Source organism: Bradyrhizobium sp. (genome assembly GCF_035484855.1).
In the GTDB taxonomy this organism is placed as follows: Bacteria; Pseudomonadota; Alphaproteobacteria; order Rhizobiales; family Xanthobacteraceae; genus Bradyrhizobium.
Map to the genome: position 1 here is coordinate 1 of NZ_DATHOP010000196.1, position 15,302 is coordinate 15,302.

Genomic DNA, 15,302 nt, shown 5'->3' on the forward strand with positions numbered 1-15,302 from the left:
GTGATGGCCAATGCGGGCATTGACCAGTCCAACGTGGCCTCGCCCGATGACCCTCAGCGGGCATTGCTGCTGCCGGTCGATCCCGACGGCAGCGCGGCGACATTGAGGGAGCGGCTGTCGCAACGGTTCGGCGTGCCGGTCGCAGTGATCATCAGCGACAGTTTTGGCCGTGCCTGGCGGCGCGGGACCTGCGGCGTTGCGATTGGCGCCGCCGGCCTGCCGTCGCTGATGGATCTGCGTGGCTCGCCCGATCTGCTCGGCCGCGAGCTTCAGGTCAGCATCACCGGGCATGCGGACGAGATCGCCGCTGCAGCGTCGCTCGTGATGGGGCAGGGTGCTGAGGGCCGGCCCGTCGTGCTCGTGCGCGGTCTGACATGGCGTGGTCCCGACAATAATGCGTCCGAGCTGGTGCGTCCGGCGGACGAGGACATGTTCCGATGAGCAAGCGACTTGTCGTGGCGCTGTCCGGCGGGGTCGGCGGCGCGAAACTGGCGCTCGGTCTGAGCCGCGTCCTGCCGGCCGACGAACTGCTCGTGGTCGCCAACACCGGCGACGATTTCGAGCATCTGGGCTTAAGCATCTCGCCCGATATCGACACGCTGACATATGTTCTGGCTGGTCTCGACAATCCCGTTACCGGCTGGGGCCGCCGTGACGAGACCTGGTCGTTCATGGACTCCATCGGCGCGCTCGGCGGCGAGGACTGGTTTCGGCTCGGCGATCGCGATCTCGCGCTGCATGTCGAGCGCACCCGCAGGTTGCGCCTCGGGCAGCGACTATCCGAGGTGACATCAGACATTTGCCGGCGCCTCGGCATCAAGGCCCGCGTGGTGCCGATGAGCGACGACCGCGTGCGCACCCGCGTGCGCGTCGACGCGGGCTGGATCGACTTCCAGGACTACTTCGTGCGCCAGCAGTGCCGGCCGGTCGTCCATGAGTTGGCTTTCGACGGCGTGACGCTGGCCCGGCCGCACGCCGACATCACGGCAGCGCTGCGCTCGGGCGAGGTGCGGGCCGTGATCGTCTGCCCGTCCAATCCCTTCATCAGCGTCGAGCCGATCCTTTCGATCCCCGGCATGCGCGATGCGATCAAGGCGAGTGGCGCACCTGTTGTCGCGGTGTCGCCGATCATCGGCGGCCAGGCCGTCAAGGGCCCGACCGCGAAGATGATGCGCGAACTCGGCCTCGAGGCCAGTAGCGCCGGCGTCGCCGCTCGCTACGGCGACCTGCTCGACGGCTATATCGTCGACCACGCCGACGCCGATGCGATCGGCACTGTCGGCGCGCGGGTCACGATCGCCAAAACCCTGATGACGAGCCTGCAGGACCGCCAGACGCTGGTGCGCGTGACGCTCGATGCGGCGGACGCACTGGCCTTGCTGCGATGAGCGACGTCTGGGCAATCATTCCGGTCAAGGAATTTCATGGCGCCAAGCATCGGCTGTCGGGCCTGCTGTCGCCGCCACAGCGCCGCCTTCTCGCCGAGACCATGCTGACCGACATGCTCGATGCCGTTGCCGGCTCGAGGCTTCTCGCCGGCGTGATGATTGTCACGCTCGATCCGCATGCGACGGCGCTTGCTGAGAAGATCGGCGCGCGGATCGTGACCGAGGGCGCGCGCGACGGCCATACCGGCAGCGTCAACGCCGGCCGCCGGATTCTCGCGGACGAGGGGCGTGGCGGCATGATCACGCTGCCCGGCGACATTCCAGCCACCCGCGCCGCCGAGATCGACGCGGTATTATCGGCGCATCTCGCCGCGCCCTCTTTCACGATCGCGCCGGCGCATGACGATCTCGGATCCAATGCCGTGGTCTGTTCGCCGCCGCAATCAGTGCCGCTTGCCTTCGGCGACAACAGCTACTTCCCGCACCTCGACGCCGCGCGTCGTCAGGGCATCGAGCCGACCGTGATCCGTCAGCCCGGCATCGCGGTCGATATCGACCATCCGGCCGATCTGGCGCTTTTCCTGCGCCTGCCGCAATCAGCCGGCACGCGTACCCGCACGCTGCTCGAGGAACTCGGCGTGCCCGCGCTGTTGGCCGAGCGGGGGATCGGGTAGAGGCTGGAATCACAAATTGGTATCGCCGCCCATCCTTCGAGACGGCCACCTCGTTACACTCGCCGGTGCTTTCTGCCCACGCCGCTGTCGGACCGTGCGCATCAAGAACAAGTCATATGGGCATAAAGCCCGAAATCGACGGTCCATGCGGGCACTTGCATCAGCTTGCGGTATCTGCGTCGCGCCTGCGCGCAGTGGCGCCGATAGTCCCGTGGATCACATCCGTTCACGGTGCAGAAGTGCCGTTCGATCTCGTTGAAGATGGCGGGGGTGAACCGGCCCTGTGCGACCATCGCGTTGACGAAGCCGCGATGCTCAACGAAATGGCACATGCGGCAGGTGGTTCGTAATCGGATCAGGCGCGCCGTCCGTGCCTTCGCATCATAGACCCACTCCTCATGCGCATGTCGCGCAGCTCCGACCGGGGCCGAGTTACAAAACTCGCATTTCGGTGCCTGCTCGAATTGAACGGCTCTCAGCTTGTTCCATTCCCCTTGCGTCAGATGCTTGTGCAGGTTCTCGCCCCACAGCGCCGCAGTCACCATCGAAATCGAAAGCTTGAAATCTGCCATGGACTGTCTCCCAGGTTTCGGTGCCAGCCCATCGAAGGGCGGCCCGATCCTCAGCGAGACGGCGGATTGCGCTCGCATGGGAGAATGGCGCTTGTAAATCTAGGACATGCTTACCCTTGCCAGCCTGTGCGCCGAGATGGACCGCTCAAAGCGCCGCCTGACGCCGCGCGCGGCGAGAGACTGGTGGACCAAGGGACTGTTGCCGCGACCACGCCGTCACCGCCTCGGCCGTGCCAACGGCACGGAGACCTATTGGCTCGAAGCGCGCGTTTTCGAGCAAGCCAAGACGGCCCATGATCTGCTCGCACGACACAGTCGAACCTACACGGCTCTGATCGGATTGTGGCTCTCCGGCTATCCGATTGATCTCAAGCTTGTCCGCTCCGCCTGGAAGACTCTCATTACGCGTAATCACCCTCGGCGCGATGCACGGGCGGGCCGGATGCCGCTAGACGATGCTGTCGGACGGCTCGCCGCGAGAGTGGGGCCGGCGCTGCTGCAGCCCGACGCTCCTGCCGACATCAAACGGGCGGCAATTGATTTCTCCAACGAATTGCTTGGGGCGTTCTTTGGCGTTCGCGACGAATCCGCGGTATGCGGCCTCGCCGAAGCGGTGTCAGAGACCGTCCCCTATTGGCTCAACAAGGCTTCGCAACCAATGACCCTCGATGATGCAAGTATCGAATGCCTCATGGTTCACGTTCGGAGATGGTTCTCGTTGCCGACGCAGCGCCAGATCCTGCGTTCGGGGACCAACCATGAGTTCGTCCGAGCTCGTCGTGTGATCCGCGTTGCGTTCGGAACGTTTGGCCGAACCGCACGCGGTCTTCCGGCAATTCAGCGCGAAGAACTCCGCAAGTATGGATGCATAGCCGTCATTGTTCTTGGTCGACCTTTACTGCTTCCGTTGATCGCCCTTCTAAGGGATCCTTCGGTTCCTCACCTAGTTCCGATGCTCCTGCACCTCAGCCGGGAGATCAAGCGGCAGCCGTTGACCCGAAGGCCACAAAATCCTGGGCCCCGGCCCCGTCGCTGATCATGAAGAGGCTGACGAAGGTTGCCGACATAAAGCCGTCCGAACGACGGAGGGCTTTTCACCCGCTCAAATTAGTAGCAGGATGACTGCTCGACCGAGGGCTGTGCTCGCTGCCCTCAGATTTTGGGTGGGGATCAGCAAACAGCATGCCCGGTTCGACATTTCAGACCAATCCGTTTGATCTACACAAGCTCCTCGATGATTGCCAAAAAGGCATTATCCAACTGCCTGATTTTCAGCGCAGTTGGGTTTGGGATGAGGATCGGATCAAGAGCCTCATCGCCTCGATCTCACGCGCGTTCCCAGTCGGGGCGTTGATGTCCCTCGACACGGGAGGGCCGGTCAATTTCAAGCCGAGACCAGTCGAGGGGGCGCCAGCTGAAGCTCGCAGCGTTACGCCGCAATCGCTTTTGCTGGATGGCCAGCAGCGCATGACCTCGCTGTATCAGGTCACGTTGCGTGACAAGGTAATCGAAACGGAAACGCCGAAAAAGAAAAAGGTGAAGCGTTGGTTCTACATCGACATCCGGAAGGCCATCGATCCGGGCGTTGACCGCGAAGACGCGATCGTTGGCGTTCCTGAGGACAAGATTATCCGCAGCGACTTCGGGCGTTCGGTCGACCTGGATCTTTCAACGCCCGAGCAGGAATATGCTCATCTGATGTATCCCGTCACGAAGGTTTTCGATTGGGACAAGTGGCAGGATGGGTTCGATGCCCATTGGCGTGGCGATCAGCATGAGGCCGTGCGCGAGGAATTCCGGCAGTTCAAGCGAGACGTGCTGGAAAACTTCAAATACTACCGCATCCCTGTTATCGCGCTGGACCGATCGACTTCAAAGGAAGCTGTCTGCGTCGTCTTCGAAAAAGTAAACACGGGCGGCAAGCCCCTGGACGCATTCGAGTTGGTCACCGCAATGTATGCGGCCGCAGGGCACGAGCTTCGCAAGGACTGGTATGGCGACGACCATACGGAAGGACGCCACCACCGTTTCGTCGAGGCAATGCGTCCCGCAGGCGCCAAGAGGGGCATCCTTGGCGAGGTAGGCAACACTGACTTCCTGCAGGCCGTTTCGCTTTTCTATACGCGCGACATCCGCCGTGCCGCCGAGGCCCTGGGCAGACAGGGCAAGGAGTTGCCTGCCGTTTCCGGCAACCGGCAGGCCCTGCTCAACCTGCCGTTGTCCGAATACAAGAAATATGAGACCCGGGTGGAGCGCGGCTTCGTGCAGGCCGCGAAGTTTCTCCACATGCTTCACATCTATCGGATATATGATCTGCCTTATCAGTCGCAGGTCGTGCCGCTTGCCGCGATCCTGGCGGACATTGGCGATGCATGGGAGCATGAAGCGGTCCGGGCCAAGCTTGAACAATGGTACTGGAACGGCGTCTTCGGCGAGCTCTATGGTTCGGCGGTGGAGTCACGGATTGCCCGGGACTTCATGGAGGTGCCGCCGTGGCTCCAGGGCGGCCCCGAGCCCTCGACGGTCAGCGAGACGCTGTTCCGTGCGGACCGGCTCAAGTCCATGCGCATGCGCCTGTCTGCAGCCTATAAAGGCGTCAATGCGCTTCTCATGAAGGTAGGCGCACAGGATTTTCGTTCCGGCCAGAAGTTCGATCACACGGTGTTCTTCGGCGAGAACGTCGACATCCATCACATCTTTCCGCAGGATTGGTGCAAGAAGAAAAACATCTCGCCGAAGATCTATGACTCGATTATCAACAAGACACCACTATCGTATCGCACTAACCGGATCATTGGCGGTGTTGCGCCGTCGGACTACCTTGCCAAGCTGGAAAGAGGCAGCGACACGACACCGTCTATAGACGGCCAGCGGCTTGATGCTTATCTGAAAACTCACTTGATCGACCCCACGTTGCTACGAGAAAATCTGTTTAACGACTTTATGGCGGACCGCCAAAAACGGCTCCTTTCGCTGATTGAGCATGCGACTGGCAAGTCAGCTTATGCGGGAACGGCACCCGAGGAAGGCGTGGATGTTGACGGAGATGAAGACAGCCTTGAGGCCGAATACACGATAGCCGCAGAGTAGTTGCGCGCCCGCCATCGCGGGCCGGGCTCTACTCGCTACGCTCCCCGAGCCGAAGTCTCGGCCCTCCGGGTGGCAATCTCTCGCGCAAGACTCTTTTGAACGCCTCGCCGGGGGCACTCGGTCCCGGGTCCCGCCGCCATTGCATGTTGGCGTCGCTATTCCTGCCCCTCCTGCGGGTGCCTTTTAACCGGTTTCGGGGCCCTCGGATTCACTCCGCTGCGCTCCGTCTGACACGCTACCTCTTTTGGGGCCATGCGCCAGCGGCGCACGCCCGGCTGACTTACACGCCCCTGTCCGAGGAGCGGGTGGTATATTCACAGCATATGATTCGCCGTCGGACGAAATATTTACGCCCGGTCCGTTCTGGAGTTCGAAATATGCCCGAAAGGCTAGAGACCGTTCAATCGCTGGCCGACCTCCTCGAGCACCTCGGTGCTCCGCATCGGCTTCCAGAAGACTGGATCATACTGTGCGACAACGATGATCTCCGCTTGATGCCGCGACAGGCGGCAAAAAGGTTACTCACAGCGGCGAAGAGGGAAACGGCGCGTCGATGGTTGCGTGAGCGCTTTGATCCCAGTGAAATGGACCTTGAACTCTCGCAGGAACGCGAAGATGACAACCCCACGGATGAATTTGACGAGAGGTTGTTAAAACAACGAGCCGTCACTTCGATTGACGATGTCGTATCGACGGTCAACTCGTTACGAGAAGCCCGGCCCAATCTTGCATGCGATATCGCCATGCCAGCGGCTCACGAGGCGACGGTCGCCGCCCGTGTAGCATTTGGCTATTCAAAGGAGCGACCAAGCCAGTCCGATTGTTTTGACGAAGATGTCCGCCGCCAGTGCCGACGCATTATCAACGAGGTCTACAGATGCTTTGAAAAGTCGTCAGGCCCCGTGGTCTACGTGATGAGCGCTGGCGACCCAGAATTTGTGAAGATTGGATTCACCACCAGCCTTGAAGGGAGACTTAGGTCGCTACGGACTGCTTCGCACGTCGAACCGATCGTTCACGTAGCTATTCCAGGTACGAGGTCACTTGAACGGGATCTCCACAACCGATTTGCATCCGCTCATCAGAATCGCGAGTGGTTTCGGCTGACCGACGAAATCGCGGCCTTCATCGCATCGGAACGAACGAAGTGCGAAAGTCTACGTTGATAGGCGGAGGCCGAGAGTGTACGAGACCATCGATCGCCACGCGCCTGTCGGATTTTACAATCTCGCCGAAGACTTCTACAAAGCAGCAATTCTATGCGCCACGGCGCGGGAAGAGCGCACAGTGCGGTTCAAGTTCAGCCACGTGCCGTACTACTTGCACACGCATTCGATTGAGCTGGCGCTGAAAGCCTATCTGCGCACGCGCGCCATAACGGAAGCCGAACTCAAAAAATCTTTCCGGCATGGATTTATCGATCTTCTCGCCAAATGCGAGGAGCTGGGGCTGAAATTCCGCAAGCCGAAGCGCACGCGGGAGCTGGTGCACTTCCTAAATGAGCTGACCAAGGATCAGGCCCTCCGCTATTTCTATGGGGGCGCCAAGCAATTGCCGGAACTGCACGAAATGCGCGAAGGAAACGAACGCATCCTAGCCGCCGTTCAACCCGCGTGTGTGAAATCAATTAAGACCGGCTAGTCCTTGAACCAGCCGCAACTCTGACTAATTTCAGCCGGAAATAGTCCGTCTTGGTTCGACCGATCCGAGGAGGCTTCCGTGACCAGAGTCTCACAGCATACCGATATTACCGACCGTCAGTATGAGAACGGCGCGCGGTTTCCGGACGGCTTTACGCCTGATTTCCACCCCAGCTTTCGTGACGACCGGCGGATGCCGAAGGAAGACCTATTTACTTGGACGCCGCCCGAGCGAGACCGTCATCTCGACGGCGGTTTGTTTTTGAAGCTCGATAAGGCCTGCGGTCAACTAACGGGCCTCGATCGCTACGTTCCGCTCATTATCTTTTTGATGGTCGAGACCGGTTTGCGGCTCGAAGAATTGTGTGCCGTCAAATGGGAAGGCGTATCGCTCGATAAGCGCCGTATGGACGTACCCAAACCGCGTTGGCCGGAAGAGCACGAGGCTCGGGCTATCGTCCTTTCGGTGAGGGTCCGCATGTATCTTGAAGAACTCGCCCTGGCGTTAAAGGAGGATGGCCGGTTCGATCCGCTAGCCAACATCATACCGATTGGTGCGTCCGCAGCGCGCAGAGCATTGGAGGACATCGTGAACCGGGCAGAGGTTGTGCTTGGCGAGCCCCTTTTCGTAGCGCTGCATTCCGACGCGGAATCGAGATTCAAAGAAGCCCGGCTGACCAAGACCGAGAGAGACATAATGCTTGGATCGGCGTTGCGGATTTTGCCGGGGTCGCAAGGTGACCTCGCCTCTATTCAGAACAAGCTCGATTGGCATTTCCTTGACGGCAAAACTTACGAGGAAGCCAAGCACAATCTCCCGATAATCCCGGCAGACCAAATTATTTCCGGGAGGAAAATGATGGCCAAATGGGGTGTGCTTGAAATCCCCGAGGCAAGCCCGACCGTGATCCGGCATTTTCCAAACGTGGTCCTTCGCATCCTCGCTGCGTGAATGCGGTCTGACACTAGTCTTGAGCGGGATGAGGTCAGGTTGGACTTTTCTCTCCTGCCCCTGATGCAGCGCAGCATGAGGGCTGCGAGCCGGGGTCCACTCTACTTTGCATGGGGTTGTTTTCGCGATTTTTTGTCCAGGCCCTGCCGGGCACCGCCACATCATGCTCTAACCGACCGCCGCCTTCTTGCGCGGCGGCGTCAGCACGATCGGTTCCAGGTCGGCCGCGATCATGGATGCCGCTCGACGATCTTCCGCGACCTGCCGATAGAGCGTGTCGCGTTGCATCGGGTCGCGGCCAATCGAGCGGATCAGCGCTTCCATCTCGTGAGGCGGAAACTCCTGGCCGTGCTGGGTGCCGGCGGCGCGCGAGATGCTCTCGTTCATCAGCGTGCCGCCGAGATCGTTGGCGCCGGACTTCAGGCAGATCGCGGCGCCCGCCGGTCCCATCTTCACCCAGGACGTCTGGATGTTGGGAATCAGCGGATGCAGGGCCAGCCGCGCGACGGAATGCATCAGCACGGCTTCGCGGAACGTCGGGCCGGGGCGCGCCATGCCGAGGCGGTACATCGGCGCTTCCATGTGGACGAAGGGAAGCGGCACGAACTCGGTGAAGCCGCCGGTCTCGGCCTGCAAGTCGCGTAGCGCGAGCAGGTGTTTCGCCCACGAACTCGAGGTCTCGACGTGCCCGTACATGATGGTCGAGGTCGTGCGCAATCCCGCCCGGTGGGCTTCGCGCTGCACCTCGAGCCATTGCCCGGTGTTGATCTTGTCGGGGCAGATGATGGCGCGTACGTCATCGTCGAGGATTTCGGCCGCCGTTCCGGGCAGGGTGCCGAGACCGGCCGCCTTCAGCTTGGCGAGGAACGCGGGGATCGGCAGTCCGAGCGTGGCGGCACCTTGCGTCACTTCCAGCGCCGAGAAGGCGTGGATGTGCATCCCGGGGACGACCGCCTTGATCGCCCGGCAGATCGCCTCATACGTGGCGCCGGTGTAGTCGGGATGGATGCCGCCTTGCAGGCACACTTCGCTCGCCCCGCGATCCCACGCCTCGATCGCGCGGCGCGTAATTTCCTCGATGGCGAGATCATAGGGTGAGCCGCGCAGATCCTCGTGGGTGCGGCCTTTCGAGAAGGCGCAGAACTTGCACCGGTAGTAGCAGATGTTGGTGTAATTGATGTTGCGGTTGACGACGTAACGCACGACGTCGCCGCTGACCGCGCGCCGCAGCGCGTCGGCGGCCTGCGTGACGTAGCGGTAGTCGGCGTCGCGTGCCGCGAACAGACGCACGATGTCATCAGAGGCGAGCCGCTCGCCCGATGTGACACGCTCGACGATTCCAGCGATGCGAGCGTCGACGCCGCGGGCCAACACCAGCGGCGCCGGTGGCGGTTTGGTGTTGCCCGCTTCCCAGTCGTCGTCGCGCGCAAAACCTTCGGCATCGCTCATGCGCCGCGCGCGGGTGGCGATGCCGGGAGCCAGCCACGTATCGGCGTCGCGCAGGTAGGCGGGGTAGACGGCCAGTCGGTTCACCAGCAGCTTGCCGACGTCCGCGCTCTTGCGGGCGAGTTCGGCAATGGCAGGCCACGGCGCTTCGGGGTTGACGTGATCGGGCGTGACCGGCGAGATGCCGCCCCAGTCGTTGAGCCCCGCGCCGACCAGCTTTTGATAGACCCCGGGCGACAGATTTGGCGGCGCCTGGATATTCATCTCCGGCCCGAGAACGAGACGCGCCGTTGCGATGGTCCAGAGCAGGTCGTCGAGATCGGGTTCTTCGGAGTTGGCGAGCTTGGTATCGGGCTTGGCTCGAAAATTCTGGACGATGACTTCCTGGATATGACCATGGGCGGCGTGCAGATCCCTGATCGCCCGCAGCGCGTCGATCCGCTCGTCGCGGGTCTCGCCGATGCCGATCAGTATGCCGGTCGTGAACGGAACCTTCAGTTCGCCGGCCAGGCGCAGGGTCTCCAGCCTGACTGCGGGATGTTTGTCGGGCGAACCGTAGTGAACGCCGCCCCGCCGGCAGAGCCGCTCGCTGGCGGACTCCAGCATGATGCCCTGGCTGGCCGTCACCTCGCGGAGAGCGGCGATCTCCTCACGCGTCATCACGCCGGGATTGGCATGCGGCAGCAATCCGGTCTCGCGCAGCACCAGCGCGCACATCGCGGTCAGATAGGAGATCGTTGTCTCATGGCCGAGCGCCTTCAATGCCTCGCGCGCGGCCTGGTATCGCAGCTCGGGCTTGTCGCCCAGCGTGAACAGCGCTTCGGTGCAACCTGCGGCGGCGCCAGCGCGCGCGATGGCGAGTACCTCGTCGGGTGAGAGGTAGACCGGCTTGCCCGCGCGCGGCGGTTGCGCGAAAGTGCAGTAGTGACAGACGTCGCGGCAGAGTTTGGTGAGCGGAATGAAGACCTTGCGCGAGTAGGAGATCAGCCTTCCGTGCGCGGAATCGCGCAAGGCCGCGGCTTCTGTCATCAATTCGGCCAGCGGCGCGTCGAACCGCCGCCTCGCCTCTCTACCGGATGTCGTCATGAACCGTCGTCTCCGCCCGCAGAGGGTCGCATGTCATCGCGGGACGTACTTGCCGCCACCCGCCGGCGGCTGCATGGTGTCGCATCGACGCCAGCGATGCAATGCCAGGAAGGATGCAACAAATGTTGATCGGCTTCAACGCACCGACCGCCGGGCCCCTGTCGGCCGCGGATAACCTTACCAAGATCGTGGTCGGCGGCGAGGCGATGGGCTTCGACTACGCGACGTTCAGCGACCACGTCGTGATTCCGACGGCGATTGCGGCCGAATATCCCTACAGCGCCTCCGGGGAATTCCCCAGCGGCGCCCGCAACGAGCGGCACGAACAGCTGACGGAGATCGCCTGGATCGCCGCGAAAACGACGCGCCTGCGTCTGGTAACCTCCGTCATGGTGGTGCCGCATCGACCGGCCGTCCTGACCGCCAAGATTCTTGCGACCATCGACGTTCTCTCGGGTGGCCGGCTGACGCTGGGTATCGGGGCGGGCTGGATGCGCGAGGAGTTCGAGGCCATCGACGCGCCGGACTTCGATGCGCGTGGAAGCGTGACTGACGAATATGTGCGCGCCTTCGTCGAACTCTGGACGCGGGATGCGCCCGTCTTCGACGGCAAGCATGTCCGATTCTCCAATATCAGTTTCGACCCAAAACCCGTGCAGAAGCCGCATCCGCCGATCTGGGTCGGAGGCGAGAGCGGTCCGGCGCTGCGGCGAACGGCCCGCATCGGCGATGCCTGGTATCCGATCGGTACCAACCCGCAGAACCCGCTCGATAGCCTGACACGTTTCAAGGTCCAGGCGGCACGCCTGCGCAAGATGACCACCGAAGCGGGTCGCGATCCCAAGGCGGTGGCCTTAAGCCTGCGCGTCACGGTATTCGGCGAGACCGCGCCACCGCAGGCAAGTGATGGCGAACACCGGCTGTTCGCCGGTCCGCCGGCGCTCATCGCCGCCGACATCAAGGCGCTGCGCGACATGGGCGTCGGCTGCATCGATTTCGGGTTCGGCGGCTCGACAGCCGACGAAGTCCTCGCGGCCATGCAGAAATTCAGGGCCGAGGTCCTGCCGCTCGTCTAATCGTCTCAGTTGCCGAGCTGGCGGATCAACGTTGCCCAACGGTCGAGCTCCGGCAGGATCTTATCGCCCTTGGCGGAATCGAAGGCGACCACTACGCGTGAGACGCCGTCGTCGCGGTCGCGCTTGAGCAAATCGAGGTCCTCCCTGGCGCCCCAGATCGTGATCGGCACCGACGCGAGATCGCGGCCGGCCTCGGCCGCCATCTCGCGGAATTTTGGCAGCAGGGCCTGCACGTCGGCATATTGCGTGCGCTTGCGGTGAGGCATCCAGCCGTTGCCGTAGCTTATCGCCCGCCGCGCGCCGTACGGGAAGGCGCCGCCGACCAAGATCGGCGGATGCGGTTTCTGGACCGGTTTCGGCCAGGTCATCATCGGATCGAAGTTCACGAACTCGCCATGATACTCGGCCTTTGATTTCGTCCAGATCACCTTCATGGCCTCGACACGTTCGCGCGCCAGCTTGTGGCGGCTCGCGAAAACGGTGCCGTGGTTGGCCATCTCGTCCTCGTTCCAGCCGTTGCCGATGCCGAACAGGAAACGGCCGCCCGAGACCTGGTCGATCGAGGCGACCTGCTTGGCGGTCTGGATCGGGTCGCGCTGGGCGATCAGGCAAATGCCGGTCCCGACCAGCAGCGTCCTGGTCACCGCCGCAGCCGCACTCAACACCACGAACGGGTCCATCACGTCGTAATACTTCTTCGGCAGATCGCCGCCACTGGGGAAGGGCGACTTGCGCGTCAACGGAATGTGGGAGTGTTCGGGCACCCAGAGCGAATCGAAGCCGCGCTCCTCCAGCGCCCGCGCCAGTTCGGTCGGCGCCATCGAATAGTCCGTGAAAAACATTTGCCCGCCGATCCGCATGGTTCTCTCCCTTGTGGCGTTGATCGCCGTCCCTATGGCCGGCGATAGTTCTAGTGTCGTTATCGATCGGTGATGGTGACCTTCGGACGTCTCGGCCACCGCGCCTCCGCGCGCGGCAGCACTTGCTCGATCAGCAGACGGGTCTGCGCCAGGATGGCGTCGTCATCGCCGCCCAGTGGCCGCAAGATGAATTTCGACACGCCGGCGTCGACATATTCGGCGATGCGCGCAAGGATCGTGTCGGCGTCGCCGGTCGCGAACGCCTGCGTGGCGTCGCGTCCGGTGCGTTTGGTGTAAATCTCCATCGCCCTGCCGATTCCGGGTGCGTCCCGGCGGCCGAAGTGGAACGCGAAGCCGGCGCCGTAGTGATCTTCGTCGATCGATCGGCCGGCTTCGCCGGCGGCGGCCTTGATCGCGGCCACGACGCGACCGGCCTCAGCCGGCGGGTCGCCGCCGGACTGCCAGCCGGTGCCGATGCGCGCGGTGCGCCGGATCGCCGCGTCGCTCGAGCCGCCGATCCACATCGGCAGGTCGGGCTGCACGGGCTTCGGCGCGATGGTGACGCCCTTCAGTTTGTAGAAGGCGCCGTCGAAGTCGACCTGGTCCTCTCGCCACAGGCGGCGAATGATTTCCAGGCACTCGTCGGTCTTGCGACCGCGCGTCTTCCTGTCCACCCCGAGCGCCTCCCATTCGGGTCCGAGTGGGCTGCCAATGCCGAAGGCCGGCAGCAGGCGGCCGTCCGACAGCACGTCGATGGTGGCGCACTGCTTGGCCAGCAGCACGGGGTCGCGGAACGCCAGCGAGACGACGTTCATGCCGAACCGCATGCGCCGCGTGCGCCCCGCCAGGGCCGCCATCGTGGTCATCGATTCAAGGAACGGCTGACGGCCGACGATCCGGTCGGTCTGCCAGATCGAATCCACGCCGCCGGCCTCACACATGTCGATCCAGCGCCAGTACGCCGCCGCGCCGGAAAACGGAAACTCCGCACAGCCCAGTCCGATCCCGACACCCATGCGCCCCGTCCTTCCGTCCGTCCTAGGCCGCCGCCGCCGCGGCTTTGACGCGCGGCGCCACGTCGCGCACGAAGCGTTCGAGACTGCCGTTCATCTGTTCCGGCCGTAGGCCCGGCGGCACTGCCCAGGTGACGAGGTCGGTGATGCCGTACTCGCGCACGAAGGATGTCAGCTCCTTCACGCAATGCTCGACGTTGCCTACCACCCATGTCTGCGGGATGCTGGCCTCCCGCGTGTTGCCCGAAACGCCACCGGCGGCGCTCTCGTCCTTGTTGAAGCTGCGATAGATCTGGCCGCGATAGCGCTCGGCGGCGCGCACGGCCGGCCAGTCGCGTTCGGCGTCGTCGGTCACCAGGCAGGAGCGGATGATGCCGACGCGATAGAGGTCGGGGTTGCGGCCCGACGCCTTCAGCGTCGCGCGCCACGGATCGAGCACCATGGATCGCGCGCCCTGCGGCAGGAAGTTGCTGTCATTGCATGCCGCGCGCTGCGCGCCGGGCTCCGACATCGCAGCGATCCAGAGCGGCGGGCCACCGGGTTGCACGTAGCGCGGCCTGATCACCACGTCGTCGAAATCGTAGCGCTTGCCATGGAAACTGAACTTCTCGCCGGTGAAGCAATGGCGCAGCACCTCAATGCCTTCGTCCGTCAGCGACACGCGGCGCGAGACGGGTAGACCAAAGCCGCGGAACTCGTGCGGCGCGTAGCCCATGCCGACGCCGACCTCGATGCGGCCGTTGCTGATATTGTCGAGCACCGCAAGGTCCTCGGCCAGCCGCACCGGGTGGTTGAACGGCAGCAGGCAGACGTCGCTCGATAGTCGCACATGTTTGGTGCGCGCGGCGATCGCCCCCGCCATCGGCACCCACGAAGGCAGGTAGCCGTCATCGAGGAAGTGGTGCTCGGTGAACCACACGAGATCAAGCCCGAGGCGATCGAGCATCACCACCTGGTCCATGATCGCGGCGTACAGGCTCGGCATGTCCATGCCCGATTCCGGCGTGTTGCGGAAATCGTAGACGGTGCCGACGCGAAGGGGTGGACGCATGACGCTTGTTCTCCGCTGCTTAGGACGTTTGCCGGCTCAGTTCAGCCGCGCGGCCTTGGCCATCACCTCGATGGCCTCGGGCTGGCGCGTTCGCACGGTGAGCGAATTCGCGCCGCTGTCCTCCCAGGCGCGGTAGCGTTCGCGGATGCGCGCCGGTGGACCGACCAGCGATTTCAGATCGACCCACTCGTCGGGCACGGCGGCGGTGGCTTCGGCCTTGCGGCCTGCGAGGTACAGTTCCTGGATGCGTTGGGCGGCGTCGCCGAAGCCACGCCGGACCATGATGTCATTGTGAAAATTCTTGCTCCGGTGTCCCATGCCGCCCACATAGAGCGCCACCTCCGGCTTGAGGCGCGTCAGCGCCCCTTTCACGTCGTTGTCGACCTCGACATGGACGGAGGCCTGGATGGTGAAATCCTTCAAGCTCTTGCCGTTGCCGGCGCGGCGGAAGCCT

General features: G+C 63.1%; 15 protein-coding genes. 9 read left to right on the top strand and 6 right to left on the bottom strand.

Going from position 1 to position 15,302, the window contains the following annotated elements:
• The 3 genes from VK804_RS22070 to cofC form a co-directional block, all read left to right on the top strand.
• On the top strand, positions 1-441 hold a 441-nt coding region (locus VK804_RS22070), incomplete at its 5' end, for a coenzyme F420-0:L-glutamate ligase (RefSeq protein ID WP_325374177.1).
• Positions 438-1,388 carry a 2-phospho-L-lactate transferase gene (gene cofD, locus VK804_RS22075; RefSeq protein ID WP_325374179.1) on the top strand — a complete coding sequence of 317 codons (951 nt, stop codon included), beginning with the start codon at positions 438-440 and terminating at the stop codon, positions 1,386-1,388. The genes VK804_RS22070 and cofD, both read left to right, overlap by 4 nt.
• Entirely contained in the window at positions 1,385-2,062 is a 678-nt protein-coding gene (cofC, locus tag VK804_RS22080) for a 2-phospho-L-lactate guanylyltransferase (RefSeq protein WP_325374180.1), read from the top strand. The genes cofD and cofC overlap by 4 nt, the downstream gene beginning before the upstream one ends.
• Before the next feature lie 101 nt (positions 2,063-2,163).
• On the opposite strand, the gene VK804_RS22085 is transcribed toward cofC, so the two are convergent.
• Entirely contained in the window at positions 2,164-2,634 is a 471-nt protein-coding gene (locus VK804_RS22085) for a hypothetical protein (RefSeq protein WP_325374182.1), read from the bottom strand.
• A 106-nt stretch (positions 2,635-2,740) separates the two neighbouring features.
• Here VK804_RS22085 and VK804_RS22090 point away from each other — a divergent pair, with 106 nt between their 5' ends.
• The 5 genes from VK804_RS22090 to VK804_RS22110 all read left to right on the top strand — a co-directional run bounded on the left by VK804_RS22090 (position 2,741) and on the right by VK804_RS22110 (position 8,316).
• A complete protein-coding gene (locus VK804_RS22090) occupies positions 2,741-3,670 on the top strand; it encodes a hypothetical protein (RefSeq protein ID WP_325374184.1) in 930 nt (309 codons plus the stop codon).
• Positions 3,671-3,816: 146 nt separating this feature from the next.
• Positions 3,817-5,724, top strand: coding sequence for a GmrSD restriction endonuclease domain-containing protein (locus tag VK804_RS22095; protein ID WP_325374185.1), 1,908 nt, complete (start codon positions 3,817-3,819; stop codon positions 5,722-5,724).
• 377 nt (positions 5,725-6,101) lie between these two features.
• On the top strand, positions 6,102-6,890 hold the full coding sequence (locus VK804_RS22100; protein ID WP_325374187.1) for a GIY-YIG nuclease family protein: 789 nt from the start codon (positions 6,102-6,104) through the stop codon (positions 6,888-6,890).
• A gap of 16 nt (positions 6,891-6,906) precedes the next feature.
• Complete coding sequence (locus VK804_RS22105; RefSeq protein ID WP_325374189.1) at positions 6,907-7,365, top strand: hypothetical protein; 459 nt, start codon at positions 6,907-6,909, stop codon at positions 7,363-7,365.
• Positions 7,366-7,443: 78 nt separating this feature from the next.
• Entirely contained in the window at positions 7,444-8,316 is an 873-nt protein-coding gene (locus VK804_RS22110) for a site-specific integrase (RefSeq protein ID WP_325374190.1), read from the top strand.
• Positions 8,317-8,484: 168 nt separating this feature from the next.
• Here VK804_RS22110 and cofH read toward each other — a convergent pair whose 3' ends face one another.
• The gene (cofH, locus tag VK804_RS22115) at positions 8,485-10,848 is read right to left on the bottom strand and encodes a 5-amino-6-(D-ribitylamino)uracil--L-tyrosine 4-hydroxyphenyl transferase CofH (RefSeq protein ID WP_325374191.1); all 2,364 of its coding nucleotides are present in this window, start codon (positions 10,846-10,848) and stop codon (positions 8,485-8,487) included.
• A gap of 122 nt (positions 10,849-10,970) precedes the next feature.
• On the opposite strand from cofH, the gene VK804_RS22120 reads away from it, so the two are divergent.
• Complete coding sequence (locus tag VK804_RS22120) at positions 10,971-11,924, top strand: TIGR03619 family F420-dependent LLM class oxidoreductase (RefSeq protein ID WP_325374193.1); 954 nt, start codon at positions 10,971-10,973, stop codon at positions 11,922-11,924.
• Positions 11,925-11,929: 5 nt separating this feature from the next.
• On the opposite strand, the gene VK804_RS22125 is transcribed toward VK804_RS22120, so the two are convergent.
• From VK804_RS22125 to VK804_RS22140, 4 genes are all read right to left on the bottom strand, one after another.
• Positions 11,930-12,784: an LLM class F420-dependent oxidoreductase gene (locus tag VK804_RS22125; RefSeq protein ID WP_325374194.1), complete on the bottom strand. Its 855-nt coding sequence runs from the start codon at positions 12,782-12,784 to the stop codon at positions 11,930-11,932.
• Between the two features lie 59 nt (positions 12,785-12,843).
• On the bottom strand, positions 12,844-13,800 hold the full coding sequence (locus VK804_RS22130; protein WP_325374195.1) for an LLM class flavin-dependent oxidoreductase: 957 nt from the start codon (positions 13,798-13,800) through the stop codon (positions 12,844-12,846).
• 22 nt (positions 13,801-13,822) lie between these two features.
• A complete protein-coding gene (locus VK804_RS22135; protein WP_325374197.1) occupies positions 13,823-14,848 on the bottom strand; it encodes an LLM class flavin-dependent oxidoreductase in 1,026 nt (341 codons plus the stop codon).
• 36 nt (positions 14,849-14,884) lie between these two features.
• The coding region (locus VK804_RS22140; protein WP_325374198.1) for an LLM class flavin-dependent oxidoreductase at positions 14,885-15,302 on the bottom strand (418 nt) is incomplete at its 5' end.

Coding starts and splice junctions, on each gene's coding strand:
- VK804_RS22085 (WP_325374182.1), bottom strand. CDS start 2,634: ATGGCAGATTTCAAGCTTTCGATTTCGATGGTGACTGCGGCGCTGTGG.
- VK804_RS22090 (WP_325374184.1), top strand. CDS start 2,741: ATGCTTACCCTTGCCAGCCTGTGCGCCGAGATGGACCGCTCAAAGCGC.
- VK804_RS22120 (WP_325374193.1), top strand. CDS start 10,971: ATGTTGATCGGCTTCAACGCACCGACCGCCGGGCCCCTGTCGGCCGCG.
- VK804_RS22130 (WP_325374195.1), bottom strand. CDS start 13,800: ATGGGTGTCGGGATCGGACTGGGCTGTGCGGAGTTTCCGTTTTCCGGC.
- VK804_RS22135 (WP_325374197.1), bottom strand. CDS start 14,848: ATGCGTCCACCCCTTCGCGTCGGCACCGTCTACGATTTCCGCAACACG.
- VK804_RS22100 (WP_325374187.1), top strand. CDS start 6,102: ATGCCCGAAAGGCTAGAGACCGTTCAATCGCTGGCCGACCTCCTCGAG.
- cofC (WP_325374180.1), top strand. CDS start 1,385: ATGAGCGACGTCTGGGCAATCATTCCGGTCAAGGAATTTCATGGCGCC.
- VK804_RS22095 (WP_325374185.1), top strand. CDS start 3,817: ATGCCCGGTTCGACATTTCAGACCAATCCGTTTGATCTACACAAGCTC.
- cofD (WP_325374179.1), top strand. CDS start 438: ATGAGCAAGCGACTTGTCGTGGCGCTGTCCGGCGGGGTCGGCGGCGCG.
- VK804_RS22125 (WP_325374194.1), bottom strand. CDS start 12,784: ATGCGGATCGGCGGGCAAATGTTTTTCACGGACTATTCGATGGCGCCG.
- cofH (WP_325374191.1), bottom strand. CDS start 10,848: ATGACGACATCCGGTAGAGAGGCGAGGCGGCGGTTCGACGCGCCGCTG.